This is a genomic window from Arthrobacter sp. P1_A5, assembly GCF_056406825.1.
This window is the reverse complement of the sequence record NZ_JBFTZL010000008.1, coordinates 43,226-61,309: the sequence shown is the minus strand read 5'-3', so window position 1 is coordinate 61,309 and position 18,084 is coordinate 43,226. Positions and strand designations below refer to the sequence as shown.

The following is an 18,084-nucleotide window of genomic DNA, read 5'->3' as shown; positions in this document are numbered from 1 at the left end:
GCCCAGAACGCGGGACGGTCGGCGTCGGCCTCGGCGTAATCGGCGGCGGTGACCACTGCGTTCGCGGCGAACTCGGCGGACGGCGCGAAACGGCGGTTCTCCTGCGACAGGTTTTCGAAGGCATCGCCCTGGGTCATCTGCGTGGCCATGGAGCCGGGTGGTACCGCGGTGCGGGCGTTGGACATGGGAAACCCCTGTTCTTTCTTACATATTCTGCAGTGAAAATTGCGTGTGTGCGGCAGCGGCGTATMCCCAGGGGGCCGGGGGATACGCCGCTGCCGCAGCCAGCCGGGTTGATCAGTACTTGTTGATCAGTACTTGATGACCACGCGGCCGTCGATCTTGGCATGCTTCATTTCGTCGAGGACAGCATTCACTTCGGAGAGCTCCCTCGTGGAGACCGTGGGGTGGATCTTGCCCTGGGCGTAGAAGTCGAGTGCTTCTTCCAGGTCCTGCCGGGTTCCGACAATTGAGCCGCGGACCGTCAGGCCCTTGAGCACAATCTCGAAGATCGGCGCCGGGAAGTCCCCCGGCGGCAGCCCGTTGAAAACGATCGTTCCGCCGCGCCGGGCCATCCCGATGGCCTGCCCGAACGCTGACGGGTGCACTGCCGTGACCAGGACTCCATGACATCCTCCGGTTTCGCGCTGGATAACTTCGACGGGGTCTTCGTGCAGGGCGTTGACGGTCAGTTCGGCGCCGTGCTTCTTGGCCAGGGCCAACTTGTCATCGGCAATGTCCACCGCAGCGACCCGCAGCCCCATGGCGACGGCGTACTGGACAGCGATGTGCCCGAGTCCGCCGATCCCGGAGATGGTGACCCACTGGCCCGGCTTGGCCTCGGTCATCTTCAGGCCCTTGTAGACGGTCACGCCGGCGCAGAGCACGGGTGCGATTTCCACCGGGTCCGATCCGGCCGGAATGCGGGCGGCAAACCGGCTGGCGACCAGCATGTACTCGCCGAAGGAGCCGTCGACGCTGTAACCGGCGTTCTGCTGCGCCTCGCACAGGGTTTCCCAGCCAGTGCGGCAGTACTGGCAGTCGCCGCAAGCGGACCAGAGCCACGCGTTGCCGACCAAATCGCCGATGGCCAGATCGGTGACGCCCTCGCCGAGGGCGACGACCTCGCCCACGCCTTCGTGGCCGGGAATGAAGGGCGGTGACGGCTTGACCGGCCAGTCTCCCTCCGCGGCGTGCAGGTCGGTGTGGCATACGCCGGTGGTGAGGACCTTGACCAGGGCCTCTCCGCGTCCCGGCACGGGAACGGGCAGGTCCTGGATCTGAAGATCCTTGCCGAATTCGGTAACTACAGCTGCTCTCATCGTCGTCATTGTCGATATTCCTTCGTCGTTTGTAGCCGCAGCAAATAATGCGCAGGCATGAGTTTGAACGTCACTCCAGAAGCCGGGCGTGATGCCCGTTGTCCGCCGAAAGCCTCACCGGGGGTGCGGGTGAGGCCCGCGGATTGTCAGGGTGTGGATAACCCAACCATCGCTGGCACTTGTGCTGAGCAGGATGATGGCCGCTGCCTAAAGCCTAGGGAAGGGAGGGTTGCGACGAGGTTGCAGTCTTGTGAGTCAGGTCACCTTGGCTGGTGAGTTCCGAGTTCGGCTTCCAGGCGCTCGATGTCGGCCACCACCCCAGCCCTCTTAGGGGAGCGGGGCGGCAGCAGCTTCAGCGCCGCCATCCGGACGGCAATGTCATCGCTCGCTTCGGGAAGATCCGCATACTGGAGCAGGGCTTCCGCGCTGCCGTCCGTTAGGACCGCCTCCCGAAGGAGTGTGGAGACGCGCCTGCGCAGCGTCACCACACCCGGAGCCTCGGAGCGAGGCAACACCGGTCCGCGATAAATCTCCAGGGCGACTCGGTGTGCCCCGCGCTGGAGGCAACTGAGAACCTGTCCGGCGTCCGGCAGCACGTCCACGATGAGTCTGTAGGGCCGGGATTCCGGTACGGCGGCAGGATTGAACTGCTGCAGGACTTTTCTCAACCGGACCATCTCCGCCCGAAGTGTCATGGCTGGGACTTCCCCGAACAGCATGCCGCCCAGCTCTTCGCCGCTGAGACCATCCGGATGGATGCTCAGCAGGGCCAGAATCTCACTGTGCCGTGGAGACAGCGATACTGTTCTTCCTTCGATGCTGAGCAGCGCGTGGTCGCGGCCGAGCAGTTGCAGGCTGTTGCGATAGAGGCTCCGGGCCGGGCTGCCGGGAACGGTTCTGGGCCTTGCGGCGGACGCGGGCTCTCGCCGCCGTGCGAGCCGGTCGCGTTGCGCAGCGGCCAGCAGGAGACGCTCCACGCGCAGCTGCGCCTGCGCGGCCGCGACCGCAGCCTCTACGAGGGAAAGCGTGTGCGGGGCGACTGCCATCTCGGTGCCGGTGATATCCAGGACTCCGATCACGGCACCGGTGTCTGGATCACGGAACGGCACGGCCGTGCAGCTCCACGCGTGAACAGCCCGGTTGAAATGCTCGGGACCGGAGACCTGGAGGCTGCGGCCCAGCGCCAGGGCGGTTCCAGGAGCGCTCGTGCCCACGCTGGCCTCGGACCAGTCCGCGCCCTCAACGAACATCATGCCCTCGGCACGCCGGCGCAGGGCAGCGTCCCCGTCGACCCACAGGAGCCGGCCCAGCTCATCCCCGACAGCCACGAGCAACCCTTGGTCGGAACTGGGCTGAATCAGCAGCTTGTTAATCACCGGCATGATCGACGCCAGCGGATGGCCGCGACGGTACTCCTCAAGGGCTTCTCCATCGAGGAGTACCGAGGACGGCGGCATGTCAGGGTTGGCCTGCAGCCGGAGCGAACGCTTCCAGGATTCTTCAATGATTCTGCGAAGCGGACCCGTCCCGGACCTGATGCTGAGCTGCATCGATGCTGTGACACGCCTGGCAGCAGATTGCGCCGGCTCGGTCGCCGGGTTTGGGGGTAGCAACCGGGGACTACGCACGGTGGCTCCAGTGTCGACAAACAGAAGTGGGGTCCAAGTGGCCCCAATCACAAGGATACCGCCGCTGTGTGCCTTGATCGCGGCCTGGCCCCATCACAAACTGCTGGCGGAGCCCATCTAGACGCGTCCCAGGGCGTCGATGTCCTCGAGGAACTGCTGGTGCACTTCATCGCTGACCGTTGTCCGGGTGTCCGCGATCGCGTCGAGATAGTCCTGGGTCGAGGGGCCCTTCCGGACCGCCTCGCGGACTGAGGCGCTGCCGCTGGACGCCGCGCCGCCGTCGTCGTACACCGCCTTTTCCAGTGCCCGCTGGGAGGCGCTGCGGGCCGCGTATTCGATGTCCGCGGGGGAGAAGCCCTCGGTACGGTCCACCAGGAGCTCGACGTCGACGTCGTCCACCACGGCAACGGGGATGAAGCGCTGCCACATGGCCTCCCGGGCCTGCCGGTCCGGCAGGCCGATCGGGATGACGTAATCGAACCGGCCGTGCCGCAGGAACGCCGAATCCAGGGCGCGGATGAAGTTGGTGGCGCAGACCAGGAGCCGGCCGGGCTGCTCGCGGAAGGCCGGGATGATCTTCAGGAGCTCGTTCGTGACGCCCTGCAGGGGAGAGGGCGGTTCGCCCGAGCGCTGCGCGGCGATCTCCTCGACCTCGTCGATGAAGACCACCGCGTGCTCCAGTTCGGCGATTTCCAGGAACGTCTCGCGCAGCGCCCCGGCCAGCCCCTTCGGATCGGCGGCCAGCCGGGAGGGGAAGACCTCCACGAACGGCCACTCCAGCCGGGACGCGATCGCCTTCGCAAACGTCGTCTTGCCGGTACCGGGAGGGCCGAAAAGGACCACGGCGCGCGGCGGCACCACACCGTATTCGTCGGCGAGGTCGGCCTCCGCGAGCGGAAGGACCAGCCGGCGCTCCAGGAGTTCCTTTTCGAGGCGCATGCCTGCGACGTTCTCCCACAGGTCACGGGCCAGGATGCGGCCGCCAAGCAGGCTGAGGGGTTCCAGTTCCTGGCGCTGGACCGGGATCTTCCGTTCGAAGTAGCGCAGGTTCTTCTTCAGCGCGAAGCCGCGGCCCAGGAACGCCTCCACCCGGGTTTCGGATTCCGGCATCAGGGCCGAGAGCTTGTTGAGCCCGTGCGGTGCCATCCGGTTCTCGACCGCGGCCAGCAGCGAGGTGCCGATCCCGCGGCCCCGGAATTCGGGCAACGTGGCCAGGAAGACGATCCAGCCCTGGTCGTGGGCGGCCCGTCCGACGGCGGCGCCCACCACCTGCTCGCCCTGCACCGCGACGACGGCGTGGTCCTTCTCGCAGGAGGCGAGCACCTCGGAGAGCGCGTAGACGGGCTCGACGTTTGATTCCTTGAGGGACTCCCAGAGGTGCAGGATCCCGTCAAGATCGGCCGAATGGAAATCCCTGATCCGCCAATTGGTCATGAGCTGTCTCCCGGGTGGTTCGTCGCTGAGCCATGTTGAGTCTGTCCGCTGAGCATATGCGAACCACGTGCAGGAGAGGTTGCGGGGACGTTGCGTTACGCGGAGGCGGACTGCCGGGATTTTACTCCGAATCCCCGCCGCTCCCACGCACGGGTCGGTTGGCCACGAGCGGATACGGGCCGGTGAACCCGTCGCGGACGGCGGCGATCTCCAGGATGCGGTGCCGGCAGAGGCGCCAGCCGAGCATCAGCAGCGGGATGATGACCGCGAGGGAGGCGATGGTCCACGTTCCGACTGGCGAGTCGAAGGCCATGAGGACCAGCACCGCCAGGAGGAAGGCCAGGGTGATCCAGCCCGTGACGGGTGCGCCCGGCATACGAAACGCGGGCCGGAGCAGTTCTCCGCGGGCTGCGAGCCGGGCGAGCTGCATCTGGCAGAGGACGATCATGGCCCAGGTGCTGATGATGCCCAGCGATGCGACGTTCAGGACGATCTCGAAGGCCTCGGCCGGGACCACGGCGTTCAGGATCACGCCCAGGACAGCCACTGCGGCAGTGAGGGCGATGCCGCCGTAGGGGACGCCGGACTTATTCATCCGGCCGGCGAATTTCGGCGCGGAACCGGAAATGGACATCGAGCGCATGATCCGGCCGGTGGAGTAAAGGCCTGCGTTGAGCGAGGACAGCGCCGCGGTGAGGACCACGAGGTTCATGATGGCGTCCACGCCGTCGACCCCGATGGAGCCGAAGAATGTCACGAAGGGGCTTTCGCCGGCCTTGTAGGAGCTGTAGGGCAGCAGCAGGGAGAGCAGCACGAGCGAGCCGACGTAAAACACCGCGATGCGCACGATCACCGTGTTGATGGCCCGCGGCATGATCTTTTCGGGGTTTTCGGTCTCGCCGGCGGCGGTGCCGATCAGTTCGATCGAGGCGTAGGCGAACACGACGCCCTGCATCACCACGATGGCCGGCAGCAGGCCGTTGGGGAACATGCCCCCGTTGTCCGCGATGAGGCTGAAGCCGACCTCCTGGCCGGCCACGGGCGTGCCGAAGATGACGAAGTAGATGCCGACGAGCAGGAAGGACACGAGCGCCACGACCTTGATGAGCGCGAACCAGAATTCCAGCTCGCCGAACACCTTGACGCTGATCAGGTTCAGACCCAGGACCAGGATCAGGGCGGCCAGCGCCCAGGCCCACTGCGGCACGTCCGCGATGGGCGCCCAGTACTTCTTGAAGAAGTTCATGTACAGCGCAACGGCGGTGATGTCCACGATCGCGGTCATGGCCCAGTTCAGCCAGTACAGCCAGCCGGTGACGAACGCGGCCTTCTCGCCGAAGAATTCGCGGGCGTAGGACACGAACGAGCCGGACGAGGGCCGGTGCATCACGAGTTCGCCGAGCGCGCGCAGGATCATGAAGGCGAAGAACCCGCAGACGGCGTAGCTGATGATCAGGGCCGGCCCGGCGCTGGCGAGCCGGCCGCCGGCGCCCATGAACAGGCCGGTGCCGATGGCGCCGCCGATCGCGATCATCTGGACCTGCCGGGGTTTCAGGCCCTTGTGGTAGCCCTGGTCCTCGGCGTGGAGCGCGGCCCCCGAGGCGTGGGCATGAGCCGGAATGGTGTGGTCGGTGACGGCGGATTGTTGCTGGGTCTGCTGTTGAGCGGGCAGTTTTTGGGCGCGGGCAGTGTCAGGAGAAGTCATGGGGGTCCTTCGGGGTTCGGAGGTGCGCTACTTGCTCAGGTTGGCCAGGCGGTGCGGGCTGAGGAGCTCGGTGAGCTGCTCGTCGGTGAGCAGGCCGTGTTCGAGTACTAGTTCCGCGACGCCCTTGCCGGTGGCGAGGGCTTCCTGGGCGATGGCCGTGGCCGTGGCGTAGCCCAGTTGCGGGTTCAGGGCGGTGACGAGGCCGATGGATTGTTCGACGGTGAGGCGGAGGTGTTCGGTGTTGGCGGTGATGCCCCGGACGCAGCGGGCCGTGAGGGTGCGGCAGGCGGCTTCSAGGTGGGAGATGCTCTTGTGGAGGCTGTGGACGATGATGGGTTCGAAGGCGTTGAGCTGGAGCTGGCCGGCCTCGGCGGCCATGGTGATGGTGAYGTCGTTGCCGATYACCTCGTAGGCGACCTGGCTGACCACTTCCGGGATGACCGGGTTGATCTTGCCGGGCATGATCGAGGAGCCGGACTGCACCGCGGGGAGGTTGATCTCGCCGAAGCCGGCGCGCGGGCCGGAGGAGAGCAGCCGGAGGTCGTTGCAGATTTTGGARAGTTTCACGGCGACCCGCTTSAGCACGCCGGAGAGGTGGACGAAGGCGCCGACGTCCTGGGTGGCCTCGATCAGGTCCACGGCCGTGATCAGCGGCAGGCCGGTGATTTCGGCCAGGTGCCGGCAGGCGGCYTCGGCGTACCCGGCGGGGGCGTTCAGRCCGGTGCCGATCGCGGTGGCGCCGAGRTTGATTTCGTGGATCAGCAGGTCGGCYTCGGCCAGGCGGAGCCGGTCCTCGCCGATCGTGACGGCGTAGGTGCCGAAYTCCTGGCCGAGGGTCATGGGGACGGCGTCCTGGAGCTGGGTGCGGCCCATCTTSACCACGGTGCGGAACTCGAGGGCCTTYGCGGCGAAGGCGTCTTCGAGCTCGGTGAGGGCCTGGAGCAGTTCCCGGGCYGCGAAGATCGTGCCGAGCTTGACCGCGGTGGGGTAGACGTCGTTGGTGGACTGGCTGAGGTTGACGTGGTCGTTGGGGTGCAGCCGGGCGTAGTCGCCCTTCGGGTGCCCGAGGATTTCCAGGGCCCGGTTGGCGATGACCTCGTTGGCGTTCATGTTCGAGGAGGTCCCGGCGCCGCCCTGGATGACGTCGACGAYGAATTGCTCGCTGAGYTTGCCGTTCATGACCTCGGTGCAGGCTTCCCCGATGGCGGCGGCACGCCCGGCGTCGAGCAGCCCGAGCTCGTGGTTGGTGCGGGCCGCGGCGAGCTTCACGGCGGCCAGCCCGCGGACCAGGTGCATGTTCGAGGACAGCGGCTGGCCCGTGATGGGGAAGTTCTCCACGGCCCGGAGGGTGTGGACGCCCCAGTAGGCGCCGGCGGGAACGTCCCGGTCACCCAGGAGATCGTGTTCGGAGCGGAATTCTGCGCGTTCGTCGTGCGAGGTCATGGCGGTCCCTTACAGGTCTTTGGGGGCGTGGGAGAACTTGGGGTCAGCGAGGAAATCGGTGGCCTGCAGCAGCCCGACGGGCCGGCCGCCGCCCAGCACAGGGGTAGCGGCGAGGCGCGCCAGGGGGGAGGTGTCGACGTCGAGCGCGGCCAGGACCCGGACGGTGACGGGCATCCGGGCGCGGTCTCCGCCGTCGGAAACCTTCACGGCGAGGGCGCGGCCGTCCGGGAGGCCCACCAGCTGGACGCCCTCGAAGCCGTCCTTGGCGAGCAGGCCGGGGACCAGCCGCATCAGCGCGGTGACGTCCCGGTCCTCGCCCGCAACCATCTCGGGGTGGCGGCGCATGGCGCGGCCGACGGCGGCTTCCGCTGCGCCGGCTTCTGTTTCGCCGGATCTGGATCCGGACGCGGCGGCCGCGGCCAAACGGCCGAAGGCGCGGGCCATGCCGCGGAGCGTGAGCGCGAAGAGCGGGGTGCCGCAGCCGTCAGTGGTGGTGCGCTGGGGGTCTTCACCGGTCAGGTCCGCCACGGTCCGGGCCACCAGCTGCTGCAGCGGGTGCGCCGGGTCCAGGTAGCCCTGGACCGGCCAGCCGTTGATAACGCAGGTGGCCGCCATGGCGGCATGCTTTCCGGAACAGTTCTGCGTCAGTTGGGTGGCCTGGCCGCCGCCGCCGAGCCAGTCTTCGCGCTCGCGGGCGCCGTAGGGGAGATCGGTGCTGTTCTCGAGGTCCGCGGGCGTCAGGCCGTGCAGCTCCAGGATGCGCCCGGCGCCGTCACGGTGGCTGGCTGCGCCGGAATGGCTGGCGGCGGCGAGGGCGAGGAGGTCGTCCGGGAGGTCCAGCCCGGCGCGGACCATGGCGACGGCCTGCAGGGGCTTCAGGGCGGACCGCGGGTAGAACGGGGCGAGGGGCTCCCCGGCAGTGAGGAGGATCTGGCCGTCCGCTGCGGTGGCGATGACCGAGCCGTAGTGGACACTCTCGACCAGCCCGTCCCGGGTCTGGACCGCAAGCGGGACGTGCTGCGGCAGCCACTCCGGGGCGAGCGGGGTCGGGGTGTTGGCGAGAGCAGGGGAAGTCATTGCGTCCTTTGGCGGTGGCGGTGGCGGTGGCGGTCGATGCGGTTGTGGTGGCTGGTCACTGTGTTGGTGCTGGTTTTGCCGGGGCTCCCCGGATTGCTTCCGGCATTGTTGACGGCACCAGGCGCCTGACGTCAGGCGTTGAGGATCGAGTCGAGGGCAATGCCAACGGCGTGCAGATGCTGGCTCATGGCGATGCGCGCCGTCGCCGCGTCGCCGGCTTCGATCGCGGCGAGGATGCGCCGGTGCTCCTCGTCGGACGCGTGCTGGCGGTCCGCCACCATGTTCAGGGTCTCGGACTGGTGCGCGAGGGCGTCCCGGATGTCCGCGACGACGTTCTCGAAGACCTTGTTTCGGCTGGCCCGCGCGATCAACGCGTGGAAGCTGGAGTCCAGGCCCACCCACACTTCGGGGTCGTCCTCGCCGCTCATCGCGGCAACGATGTCGCGCAGCATTGACAGCTCCTCGGCCGAACGGCGTTCTGCAGCCAGTCCGGCGGCAGGAACCTCGATATGGGGACGCGCCTCCGTGAGGTCGCGGGCCGAGTATTGGCCCAGGACCAGGTCCTTTGCCACGCGGTTGGCGACGACGAACGTGCCCCGCCCGGTCTTGGTGACCGTCAAACCCAGGGCGGTGCAGGAGCGCAAGGCCTCGCGGACCACGGAGCGGCTCACGCCGTACTGCTGGGCAAGAGTGGCCTCGGAGCTCAGCTTGGCGCCGACGCCGAGCTTGCCGGATTCGATCTCGGTGCGGAGGACGTTGAAAACGGCTTCGGCGGCACTGAGGCGAGCCAAGGGCTGTCCTGCTGTCCGGCTGTCTGACAGGTTCACGCTTTAAAACATGGCAGAGATCACATCGGCGTGTCAAGTATGACGGCGGCCCCGGGGGTCCGGGGCCGCCGTCGCCGCTCGGGCCGGAGTTCCGGCGGCGGCCTACCTGCCTGGGTTTGTGTGGCTGCTGGCCGGGACTACTGGACCTTGGACGGGCGGGTGCGGACCAGCGCGGTGACGCCCGCGGCCAGTCCGATCAGCCCTGCAGCCAGCCCGATCCAGCCGGCGGCGGATCCGCCGTCACTGGACGTGCCCGCTGCCGCTGCCGGGGCCGCCGAGGGTGCGGTCGTCGTGGCTGCGGCGGGGACGGCTGCGCCGTGGGCGTCGGCGTCCTTGGCCGTGGTCACGAAGGAGGGTGCCGGGTGCCCGGGTTCAGCCTGGCCCTCGACCGTCTTCTCGTCCCACTTCACGACGGTTCCATCGGTGTAGGTCTGGGCCGTCGGCAGCGTCACCGTGGTTCCCGCGTCCGGCAGGACGCCGACGGACAGTGAGAAGGCCTGGTACTCGTCCGGTCCGATCTGGTGGGCCTCGTCAGCGGTCCAGACCACGGAACTCGGGGCCTTGGTGACCGTGGCGCCGGCGACCGTGATCGGCTTCGGCAGCTCGCTCGTGGTGATGACGGCCTTCCAGCCCTCGACAGGCTTCACCGACACCGAAGTGAACGGGGTGTCCGTGGGCAGCGTGACTTCGAGTTTGCTGGTCTTGGCCGATTCCGACTCGCTGGGGACGTTGAACGTCAGGTGGCTGTAGCCGCCCGCGGCGGGATCATCGGTGTCGACGTGGACGTGGGCGGAGGCGGCTGCTGCGCCGGCGGCGAGCAGGCCCGCGGTCAACGTGGCGGCAGCGGCGGTTTTGAGGGTACGGCGAAGGGGGGACTTCATGGCAAAGGTGCCTTTCACTAACGGATATCAGGTGGGGAGCCGTCCGGTGCGTTGTCCGTCCGGCGGTAGCAGTGGGGTGGCCGCCTGTTGTCCCCGTCCGTATGTGAAAGGGATTGATGTCAGGCGGCGGGCGACAGCTCCGGAGGTCCGCGTCTGGTCGGCAGGCGGAGGCCAGCCCGGGCCTTGGGGAGGACCAGGTTGACCGCGCAGGGGCCGGGGACGCGCAGGGGCGTGGCGGCGGAGGGCTGGGGCAGCTGCACGAGCGGGCGCAGCCAGGAAACAAGTGCGGACAGGGCCCGCTCGCTGCGTGCGAGCAAAAGTGCCGTGCCGAGCGTCGCCATCGCGTGTGCGGCGAACATGGCTCCGCCCATGTCGGCCGCCGAAACCGCCATGGAAGGGTCGGGCATCGCCGGGGCAATGGCAGCCGCTGAATGGCCCGGATGGCCCGGATGACCCGCAGCCATCCGGGCCTGGAGGGCCGCGGGCGCCCCTGAGGACAAGGCGCCGAAGGACCAGTGCAGCCACAGTTGCCCTACGCCGAGCAGGCCGGCCAGGGCCGGGAAGGACAGTCGGACGCGGGTCAGTACGGCCACGGGGACCATCGCCACGGCACACAACGCCGTCACGATCGCCGGCTCGGGCAGCCGTCCGCCGCCGGCCAGGTGGCCGCCGGCTGCCAGCGCCACGATGATGGATCCGATCAGGCCTGTGCGGAACAGCCGGAAGGAAGCGCGCGTCATCGTGTGCAGTCCTTTCCGGATTCCGTGGGGTCTGGTTGTCGCTTAAGTCCCTTAAATCCTACGGGCCATTGTGAACCGCCACGCCCGCGCGCGGCTGAACCGCCCAATCTGTGGAGGCAGCGCTGCGCCAGCCGGCTATGACGGCGGGTGCCTTCGATCGCCGGCGGTTGCCCCTGCCTGCCCAGTGGGCCGGTACGTACGTGCCGTTATAGCTCTGTGCAGGCATCCTGGCCCGTCCTATACTGGAAATGCCTGCAAAGCGGCACGTTCGTACCGCCAGGGTTCGAACCCACAGAGTTCGATCCCACGGGTTGGTACGCACACAGGGTTCGAACCCACAGGGTTCGTACGCACGAACGCCGGACCTCGGACGTGTGTTGATTAACGGGAGGCTGCCATGGGGAACGCATTTCCGGGCGAACTCGCTGCCGAGGCCCGGGCCCGGCGCGGGTCGCTCCGCCTGAGCCAGCGTGAGCTGGCCGAACTGGCCGGAGTCTCAGAGCGCTTCGTCCGGTTCGTCGAACAGGGAAAACGCACGGTGCAGCTGGACTCCCTGCTGGCGCTCCTGGACACACTGGGGCTGGAACTCCGGGTCCAGACCCGGACCAGCGCCGCAGCCCGTGCCCTCACCGGCCCGGTGGCCAGTCCGGTGGCCGGCCTGCGGGCCGACGGTGAACTGCGGGACGGGCCGGAAGCCCGGCCATGAGGCACCGCATCGCGGATATCTATAAGGCCGGCGTGCTGGCGGCCCGGCTGGAACGGCACGACGGCGGCACCAGGTTCAGCTACCTGCCGGCCTATCTGGCGTCCGGGRGCCCCGCCGTCGCGAGCTCCCTGCCGCTGACTCCGGAACCCGTGCTGTCCGCGGCGGGAGCGGCCCCGCCGTATTTCACGGGGCTTCTGCCGGAGGGCCGGCGGCTGAATGCGTTGCGCCGTTCCATCAAGACCAGTGTGGATGATGAGCTGTCCTTGCTCATCGCGGCCGGTGCCAACCCGGTGGGTGATGTGCAGATCGTTGGCCATGGCGAGAAGCTGGACCCGGACGAGCACGCCGTCGAGCTTGACCCCGCAACGCCCGTGGATTTCGAGGCCCTGCTGGGCGACTCCGGGCTGATCGACCCGGTGGCCCTGGCGGGGGTGCAGGACAAGCTGTCCGCTGGAATGATCTCCATGCCGGTGGCCAGCGCCGGCCGGCGCTACATCCTTAAACTCAACGCGCCCGAGTTCCCGCACGTCGTCGAAAACGAGTACGCGATGTTCCGGTACGCGGCGCGGCTGCGGATCCCTTTGAGCCGGGTCCAGCTGATCCGCGACGTCGCCGGGCGGCCCGGGTTGCTCGTGGAACGCTTCGACCGGGTGCCTGTAGCCAGTGGCACTGTATCCGGTGGGCCTGTATCCGGTGGGCCTGTCGCCGGCGTGTCGGGGCCCAAGGCGGCGGCCAGGTCGCCGCGGGCCGTGCAGCGGCTCGCCGTCGAGGACGGCGCGCAGGTGCTGGGCCTCTACCCTGCGGACAAGTACAACGTGGGATACGGGCAGGTGTGCCATGCGCTTGCGGCTTATTGCGCGGCTCCGCTGCCCGCAGTGCGGAATTTGGCCCTCCAGGCGGCATTTGCATGGCTGACGGGCAACGGCGACCTGCACGCGAAGAACGTTTCCATGGTGCAGCAGCCTGCCGGGGAGTGGTCCATCGCGCCGGTATACGACATCCCGTCCACGGTCGTGTACGGAGACAAGACACTCGCCCTGACCCTGGACGGCAAGCGCACAGGGATTTCCCGGAAGCACTTCCTGGGCTGGGCCGCGGGGATGGGGCTGACTGAACGTGCCGCTGTCCAGGTGCTGGAACTGGCGCTGAAGGCCTCGGAGCCGCTGCTGGCCGACCTTCAGGCGGGCACGGCGTTCCGCTCCATGACCGAAGACGGCGCCTCGCCGTTTTCAGCGATGGTCACCCGCGACTGGGTCAAGGAACTCAAACACCGGCGCAGGCTGCTGGCCGGGTGATGTCGCCGGCGCCGGCTCGGCTTGCGCCGGATGCCGCTGACGGATGCCGTTTCGTGGAGCCTCAGAGGTGCTGGATGCCCGCCCGCTGCATGGCATCTTTGTAGACCTCAACGTTCTTGGCGAGGAGCTCTTCCTGCTTGGCCGGAGATACCGCGAAGGCGCGGCCGCCAAGTGCGGTGGCCTTGTAGATCTTGACACCATGATTCTTCAGCGAGGAATGGTAGGTCTTCTCGAAAAGCGTCAGGAAGGAGTGGGCGTCGGCGCCGTGCGCAATAACGGCCGAGACGCGCTTGTTGATCTTGAGGAACTGGCGGAAGGGCCGGAGGCCGTCCGTCTTCTCCTGGACGTTCAGGGCCGAGGATGCCTCCGGATCGCGGATCCACGGGTAGGCGTTCCACGGCATCACATAGCGGGGGTCCAGCTCTGCGGCCTCGTAGATGGAGGTGGCGCGGCGGGCGGCTTCATCGTCGTTGAAGTGCGAGACAAAGCCCGATTCGGTGCCCTTGCCCGGGCTGATATGCAGGCTGACGATCCGGCATTCGTCCTCGTCATGGATGGGGTCGATGTACGGGACCACGGATCCAGGCTTCTTTTCCATGAGTTCGTCGCACAGCTGCGTCACCGCGGCGATGTTCGGCTCCTGCAGCAGGGTCTTCTTTTCGTCCCAGTCAATCGTCACGATTTCTCCCTCAGCACTTGGCGTCCAGAATCAGGCGGCTTCCTCCACTCTACGCTTTCGCGGCAGGGGGTGTTTCGGCCGGGACCTATTCGGCCGGGGCTGCGCGGGGTTTGCCCCGAGTCAACGGCCCTCTGGTGACGGCAGTGAGGCGGGCGTAGGCTTAAAGCGCCTGCAGGTAACCATCTGATGACTCCGGGTTGTTCGGGACATTGAAGTGTCCGAGCCGTCTCTTAGCGAGATCGCGAAGGTACCTGCAGGCCTGACGTCCGCCGCCGCCCAGGTGGTCGGGCGCTTTTCTTTGCCGCCGGCCTGCCGGATGCGATGAAGCGGGGCGGAGCCGAGGGCAAGAGCCGCGAATCGAGTGCTTCGAATAGCGGCCCGTCGCCCGGCAACTGTGCCCCGAGGCCGAGCCAATGTTAGTTTGGGCCCGCACGGCAGCCAACGAACTGGTCCCTATGCCGCAGCCCCAACTTTGGGCTTTCCACGCCTGAGCGTTTTGGCTTGGTGCCGGAGCTGGCGCCGGTGGCGGGAGCCTGGCTGGGACCCCGGCTGGTCTGTGGCCGATGGGCGAAGCGGAGTTCCCGGCAGGGGTGGCGCCGTGGAGTAGTAGCTGTGGCCTGTCGGTGTCGTCAGCTTGAGCGTGTGGCGGGGACCGGGTGCGGGGCGGGCTTTCCAACCGGGGGTTTCTTTGGTGTGGTTGCAGGCTTCGCAGAGGCCGGCGGCGTTGGTGCTGGTTGTTTCTCCGCCGGTGTGCCAGGGAATGATGTGGTCCAGGTGGCGGATGGGCGCGTCGCAGTAAGGAGTTCGGCAGGTGTCGTCTCTGGTTTGGATGAAGCGGCGGTGCCCGGGCGGGAAGAGCCGGGCCCGGGAGTCCATCCCCACGAGCTCGCCGGTGCCGGGGTGGGTGTAGAGCCGCCGGAGCCAGAGGGTGAACGCGGGGTCATCGCCGCTCCCGGCGGTGCCGCCCGGTCCAGGGCGACCACCGGACTGGCCGTCACCGTTTCTGTCCGTGATCGTGGCCACGGCGCCCGGCCCCGGGGGACCACTGTGTCCCCGGGAACTGCCGCCCTCGCCGCTCTGTGGACCCTTTGTGCCGTTGATGAGGGTGCGGGCCCAGCCGGCGGGGACGGTGCCGTAGCCGGGGAGCCGGGCGGGTTCGGCGCCGGCATGGAAGAGGGTGCGGTCGGTGATGACGAGCTGGATCTCGACCCCGCTGATCCCGCCCGGGGTCCCGGTGGTGCGTTCGACCAGGGCATCGGCCATGAGCTGCCCGCGGCCCCTCGGGTCCCCGGCGGCGCGGAGGGTGTCGGCGTGCCCGTTCAGCGCCTTGTAGACGGCGACGCCGGCGGTCACGGGCAGYAGGGCGGTGAGGTGGCACATGGTGTGGGGGGCCGGGCGCAGGCTGACGTGCCGCTCGGATGCGGCGTGCGCGGCGCGTTCGGTCACCGAGCGGGGGTCACACCGGTACGCGGCGGCCCGGGCCGCGGCCACCAGGGACCGGTCACCGGCCCCGGCGAACATCCCGGCGTCGGGTGCGAGTTCGGCGTCGACGGCGGCCCGGTCCGCGGCGCTCAGGCACGCGGTTTCGCGCACGAGCAGGGTGGCGCGCCATTCGTTCAGCTGTCCGGTCTGCAGGGCGGCGAGCGTGTGCGGCATTTCAGTCACGAGGGCTTTGGCCAGGCCGAGGAGCCGGCCGCCCCTGACGGGTGATTCGCGCCGGGCCAGGGCGATCTGCGCGCCGACACCGGCGCCGAGCTTCTCGGCCGGGACTCCGGCGGCGGCCTGTTCGCGGCGTTGGAGCAGGTCGAAGGTCACGGCGAGCCGGGCCTGTTCCGCGGACGCGGCGGACTTCCTGTCTTCCAGTTCCCGGATCCGGTCAATGATCCCGGCACTGTCCGTGGGCGGACAGCCTAAGCCCAGCGGTCCGGCGGCCAGCCGGCCCGCCAAGGCCGCCTCTGCGGTGCCCGGAATGGCGGCGGCATCGCCCGCGGCATGGCCGAAGCCGGTGTCGCCGTGTCCTGCCGGAGCCACTTCGGGCCCGTGATTGCCGTCCATGAATTAAGTGTCCCTGCTAGCTATGACATTTATGGCCCTCCGCAGCCGTTTCACCGCTTCGGAAGCCATCGGCGACCTTCCAGGTCCCAAAGTCACTCCCGAGACGCTGCCCAGGAAAACGTCGAGCTGAAGACGCGTCCGCAATGCGTCGAGCGCGGAGTGCAACTCGTCAAGCCGTCGGTACTGTTCGATCATTCCGTCGGGATCCTCGGCCCGACGCACGTCCCGGAGCACGCGGGCGCAAAATGCGAGCAAATCCAGGCCGCCGTCGTCACCGCGCCCGGCGCGGCCGAAGCCGCCGTCGCCGTCTCCCGCCGGAACCACTTCGGGCCCCTGATTGCCGTCCATGAATCCAGTCTCCTCCGGGGATCCGACATTAATAGGGGCAACCAGAAGGAGGCCGCGAGGTTGGCGGGGTTGGAGGATTCGTTGTCGGTTGTGGAGGTGCGGCCGCGAGTTCCCTGCGCCGAGGACCCCCACCCGAGCGCACCGCCCCTGTCTCAAACACGGGCACGGGTCCATCATGGGAGGGGGCGTTAGCTCTGCGCCCCAGGCGGAACCGGGCGGAGGATTGTCCATGAACCAGAGGGAATCTATCGCGACGAGGATCAGCTCGCTGCCTTCGGACCGCCGCTCGTTACTTAAAGCGGTCGGCGTCGGCGCCGCGGGTATAGCGGGCATGCCGCTGCTGGCCGCCTGCACGGCCCAAAGTGCCCCCGCCGGTGCCGGAAGCAGTGCCTCTGACACCTCCGGTACGCCGTCGGCGTCTCTGCTTCCGGCGCCGGAACCGCAGGTCAAACCGCTCCTGGACCAACAGAAGGTCAACTCCGCCTTGGCAAGGCTGGACGGGATGGTCCAGGGCGTGATGGAGAGTACCGGTGTTCCCGGAGTCGCCGTGGCCGTGGTCTACCAGGACCAAATGGTCTACGCCAAGGGGTTCGGCGTGCGGGAATCGGGCCGGCCCGAGACAGTGGACGCGGATACCGTTTTTCAATTGGCCTCGGTGTCCAAACCCTTGGCCTCCACGGTGGCGGCCGTGGCCGTGGGCCGCAAGGCCATCTCCTGGACGGAACCGGTGATCAACCACACCCCCGGCTTCGCCCTGAAAGACCCCTACGTCACGCGGAACGCCACGGCGGCGGACCTGTTGTCACATCAAGGCGGCCTCAGTACGGGGGCGGGCGATCTGTTGGAAGACCTCGGATTCGACCAGTCCTATATCCTCAGCCACCTCAACCAGCAGCCGCTGGACTCATTCCGGTCGAGCTACAACTACAGCAACTTCGGCTACACGGCTGGTGCACAGGCTGTCGCCGATGCCATGAACAAGCCCTGGGCAGACCTCGCCGAAGAAGTCTTGTTCAAGCCCCTGGGCATGTCATCCACGAGCTATCGCCACGCGGACTACCAAAAGGCGACGAACAAGGCACTGATCCACGTCCCAGCCGGTAACAAGACCTGGGTGGCCAAATACTCCCGGGATGCCGACGCCGAAGCACCCGCCGGCGGGGCCAGTTCCTCCGCGCGCGACCTGGCCCGCTGGATCCGCCTGCAGCTCGCCAACGGCAGCTTTGAGGGAAGCGAGGTTATCGATCCGGACGCGCTTAGTATCACGCATGTCCCGCACGCTGTCTCGGGCCCACCGTCGACGCCGGGTGCCCGCACCCGCTTCTACGGCTTGGGCTGGAACGTCTCCTACGACGACCACGCCCGGCTGATGCTCGGGCACTCGGGAGCCTTCAACCTTGGTGCCGCGACCGCAGTCTCACTGCTCCCCGGCGAGCAGCTGGGCATTGTTGCCCTGACCAATGGCCGGCCGCAGGGCATCCCCGAAGCCATCTGCGCCGCATTCCTGGACACGGCCCAGAACGGCGCCCCGACAGTGGACTGGATCGGATTCACCTCGGGCGTCTTCCAGAAGATCGATGAGGCGGAGAAACCAAAAGTTGACTATTCCAAGGCGCCGGCCCAGGCCAAACCGGCGCAGGGCAACGATTTCTACACCGGAAGTTATGCGAACTCCTACTACGGCCCGCTCACCGTCGCGGTGGAGAACGGCGTGCTGACCCTTGAGCTGGGCCCGGCCGGCAGGACCACCAAGTTCCCGCTCACTCATTTTGACGGCGACACCTTCAGCTTTGAATCAATCGGCGAGAACGCCAACGGTCTTGCCGGGGCAATCTTCGCCCCCGGCGCGGACGCCGCAGCCGGAGGCGGCACGGCGTCGAGCGTCAGGCTCGATTTCTACGATCAGACCGGGCTGGGCACCTTCACCCGCGGCTGAGCCCGGAC

16 protein-coding genes are annotated in these 18,084 nt (G+C 67.9%); 3 read left to right on the top strand and 13 right to left on the bottom strand.

The genetic code is table 11. From position 1 onward, the window contains the following. The 10 genes from AC1D1S_RS03605 to AC1D1S_RS03560 form a co-directional block, all read right to left on the bottom strand. Nucleotides 1-185 (bottom strand): hypothetical protein (locus AC1D1S_RS03605; protein ID WP_476993735.1); only part of this gene is annotated, 185 nt, incomplete at its 3' end. A 126-nt stretch (nt 186-311) separates the two neighbouring features. Next, nucleotides 312-1,322 (bottom strand): alcohol dehydrogenase AdhP, encoded by a 1,011-nt coding sequence (adhP, locus tag AC1D1S_RS03600; protein WP_476993734.1) that lies wholly within the window; start codon nt 1,320-1,322, stop codon nt 312-314. 260 nt (nt 1,323-1,582) lie between these two features. Next, complete coding sequence (locus AC1D1S_RS03595) at nt 1,583-2,872, bottom strand: GAF domain-containing protein (protein WP_476993733.1); 1,290 nt, start codon at nt 2,870-2,872, stop codon at nt 1,583-1,585. 195 nt (nt 2,873-3,067) lie between these two features. Next, complete coding sequence (locus tag AC1D1S_RS03590) at nt 3,068-4,384, bottom strand: ATP-binding protein (RefSeq protein ID WP_243178046.1); 1,317 nt, start codon at nt 4,382-4,384, stop codon at nt 3,068-3,070. 121 nt (nt 4,385-4,505) lie between these two features. After that, on the bottom strand, nt 4,506-6,089 hold the full coding sequence (locus AC1D1S_RS03585) for an amino acid permease (protein WP_476993732.1): 1,584 nt from the start codon (nt 6,087-6,089) through the stop codon (nt 4,506-4,508). Nucleotides 6,090-6,116: 27 nt separating this feature from the next. Next, nucleotides 6,117-7,532, bottom strand: coding sequence for an aspartate ammonia-lyase (locus AC1D1S_RS03580; protein WP_476993731.1), 1,416 nt, complete (start codon nt 7,530-7,532; stop codon nt 6,117-6,119). Nucleotides 7,533-7,541: 9 nt separating this feature from the next. Further along, nucleotides 7,542-8,609, bottom strand: a complete 1,068-nt coding sequence (locus tag AC1D1S_RS03575; RefSeq protein ID WP_476993730.1) for an asparaginase — start codon at nt 8,607-8,609, stop codon at nt 7,542-7,544. A 131-nt stretch (nt 8,610-8,740) separates the two neighbouring features. Then, nucleotides 8,741-9,436, bottom strand: coding sequence for a FadR/GntR family transcriptional regulator (locus AC1D1S_RS03570; protein WP_476942978.1), 696 nt, complete (start codon nt 9,434-9,436; stop codon nt 8,741-8,743). A gap of 137 nt (nt 9,437-9,573) precedes the next feature. After that, nucleotides 9,574-10,317, bottom strand: coding sequence for a YcnI family copper-binding membrane protein (locus AC1D1S_RS03565; protein ID WP_476942977.1), 744 nt, complete (start codon nt 10,315-10,317; stop codon nt 9,574-9,576). Between the two features lie 119 nt (nt 10,318-10,436). Beyond that, on the bottom strand, nt 10,437-11,057 hold the full coding sequence (locus tag AC1D1S_RS03560; protein WP_476954543.1) for a hypothetical protein: 621 nt from the start codon (nt 11,055-11,057) through the stop codon (nt 10,437-10,439). 397 nt (nt 11,058-11,454) lie between these two features. Here AC1D1S_RS03560 and AC1D1S_RS03555 point away from each other — a divergent pair, with 397 nt between their 5' ends. After that, complete coding sequence (locus AC1D1S_RS03555; protein WP_243178039.1) at nt 11,455-11,763, top strand: type II toxin-antitoxin system Y4mF family antitoxin; 309 nt, start codon at nt 11,455-11,457, stop codon at nt 11,761-11,763. Further along, on the top strand, nt 11,760-13,058 hold the full coding sequence (locus tag AC1D1S_RS03550; RefSeq protein WP_476993729.1) for a type II toxin-antitoxin system HipA family toxin: 1,299 nt from the start codon (nt 11,760-11,762) through the stop codon (nt 13,056-13,058). Before AC1D1S_RS03555 ends, AC1D1S_RS03550 begins: the two co-directional genes overlap by 4 nt. Before the next feature lie 61 nt (nt 13,059-13,119). Here the strand turns inward: AC1D1S_RS03550 and AC1D1S_RS03545 are convergent, their stop codons facing one another. The 3 genes from AC1D1S_RS03545 to AC1D1S_RS03535 form a co-directional block, all read right to left on the bottom strand. Beyond that, nucleotides 13,120-13,737 (bottom strand): uracil-DNA glycosylase family protein, encoded by a 618-nt coding sequence (locus tag AC1D1S_RS03545; RefSeq protein ID WP_028276890.1) that lies wholly within the window; start codon nt 13,735-13,737, stop codon nt 13,120-13,122. Between the two features lie 453 nt (nt 13,738-14,190). Further along, on the bottom strand, nt 14,191-15,792 hold the full coding sequence (locus AC1D1S_RS03540; protein ID WP_476993728.1) for an HNH endonuclease: 1,602 nt from the start codon (nt 15,790-15,792) through the stop codon (nt 14,191-14,193). Nucleotides 15,793-15,795: 3 nt separating this feature from the next. After that, on the bottom strand, nt 15,796-16,140 hold the full coding sequence (locus tag AC1D1S_RS03535) for a hypothetical protein (protein WP_476993727.1): 345 nt from the start codon (nt 16,138-16,140) through the stop codon (nt 15,796-15,798). 229 nt (nt 16,141-16,369) lie between these two features. Here AC1D1S_RS03535 and AC1D1S_RS03530 point away from each other — a divergent pair, with 229 nt between their 5' ends. Then, nucleotides 16,370-18,076: a serine hydrolase gene (locus tag AC1D1S_RS03530; protein ID WP_476993726.1), complete on the top strand. Its 1,707-nt coding sequence runs from the start codon at nt 16,370-16,372 to the stop codon at nt 18,074-18,076. Nucleotides 18,077-18,084 lie beyond the last annotated feature (8 nt).

Bases quoted from the DNA above. Each gene is read 5' to 3' on its own strand.
- AC1D1S_RS03590 (WP_243178046.1), bottom strand. From the start codon at position 4,384: ATGACCAATTGGCGGATCAGGGATTTCCATTCGGCCGATCTTGACGGG.
- AC1D1S_RS03535 (WP_476993727.1), bottom strand. From the start codon at position 16,140: ATGGACGGCAATCAGGGGCCCGAAGTGGTTCCGGCGGGAGACGGCGAC.
- AC1D1S_RS03575 (WP_476993730.1), bottom strand. From the start codon at position 8,609: ATGACTTCCCCTGCTCTCGCCAACACCCCGACCCCGCTCGCCCCGGAG.
- AC1D1S_RS03595 (WP_476993733.1), bottom strand. From the start codon at position 2,872: ATGCAGCTCAGCATCAGGTCCGGGACGGGTCCGCTTCGCAGAATCATT.
- AC1D1S_RS03560 (WP_476954543.1), bottom strand. From the start codon at position 11,057: ATGACGCGCGCTTCCTTCCGGCTGTTCCGCACAGGCCTGATCGGATCC.
- AC1D1S_RS03565 (WP_476942977.1), bottom strand. From the start codon at position 10,317: ATGAAGTCCCCCCTTCGCCGTACCCTCAAAACCGCCGCTGCCGCCACG.
- AC1D1S_RS03530 (WP_476993726.1), top strand. From the start codon at position 16,370: ATGAACCAGAGGGAATCTATCGCGACGAGGATCAGCTCGCTGCCTTCG.
- AC1D1S_RS03555 (WP_243178039.1), top strand. From the start codon at position 11,455: ATGGGGAACGCATTTCCGGGCGAACTCGCTGCCGAGGCCCGGGCCCGG.
- AC1D1S_RS03585 (WP_476993732.1), bottom strand. From the start codon at position 6,089: ATGACTTCTCCTGACACTGCCCGCGCCCAAAAACTGCCCGCTCAACAG.
- adhP (WP_476993734.1), bottom strand. From the start codon at position 1,322: ATGAGAGCAGCTGTAGTTACCGAATTCGGCAAGGATCTTCAGATCCAG.